An 827-nucleotide genomic window follows, 5' to 3' on the forward strand; every position below is an offset into this window, starting at 1 on the left:
GGTGAGGCCGAAGTAGTCGTGCCATTTGGTGCTGGGGGCGAAGGTGGTGCCGGTGGAGAGGGCGACGTAGATGTCGTTGGTGGTGTTTTTGGTGAAGACGATGAGGTCGTGTTTGCCGTCGCCGTTGGCGTCGGCGAGGTAGGGGAATTCGCCGGGTAGGCAGAAGAAGTCGTGCCATTTGATGGTGGTGCCGGTGAAGCCGGTGCCGGTGGAGGTGGCGGCGTAGACGTCGGCGTCGGTGTTGCAGGTGAAGGTGACGATGTCGTCGCGTCCGTCGCCGTTGATGTCTGCGACGCGGGGTTGTTCGGTGCCGACGGCGAACAGGTCGTGCCATTTCTGGGGTGGGCCGAAGCTGGTGCCGGTGGAGAGGGCGACGATGACGTCGGCTGCGGTGGCGGGGCCTTGGGTGAAGGTGATGATGTCGTCCATACCGTCGCCGTTGACGTCGCCGATGGCGGGGTATTCGCCGGGGATGGAGAAGTAGTCGTGCCACTTCACCGCGGTGCCGGTGAAGGATGTGCCGGTGGACAGGGCGACGTAGACGTCGGCGTTGGTGTCGTGGGTGAAGGTGATGATGTCGTCGCGGCCGTCGCCGTTGACGTCGCCGACGGCGGGGACCTCGGTGCCGGGGGCGAACCAGTCGTGCCATTTGGCGGAGGCGGCGAACGATGTGCCGGTGGAGAGGGCGACGTGGACGTCGGCGGTGGTGCCGTGGGTGAACACGATCGCGTCGTCTCGTCCGTCGCCGTTGACGTCTGCGGTCAGCGGTGTCTCTCCGGACAGGGCGAACCAGTCGTGCCACTTCACCGACGTCCCCGCGAACGACG

Annotated in this window: 1 protein-coding gene; it reads right to left on the reverse strand. The window is 65.9% G+C overall.

Annotated elements, in window-relative coordinates; translation table 11 throughout:
* The coding region (locus F8279_RS29725) for a VCBS repeat-containing protein (protein WP_225853464.1) at positions 1 to 807 on the reverse strand (807 nt) is incomplete at its 3' end.
* Positions 808 to 827 lie beyond the last annotated feature (20 nt).

Source organism: Micromonospora sp. AMSO1212t (assembly GCF_008868145.1).
Taxonomy (GTDB): Bacteria; Actinomycetota; Actinomycetes; order Mycobacteriales; family Micromonosporaceae; genus Micromonospora; species Micromonospora tulbaghiae.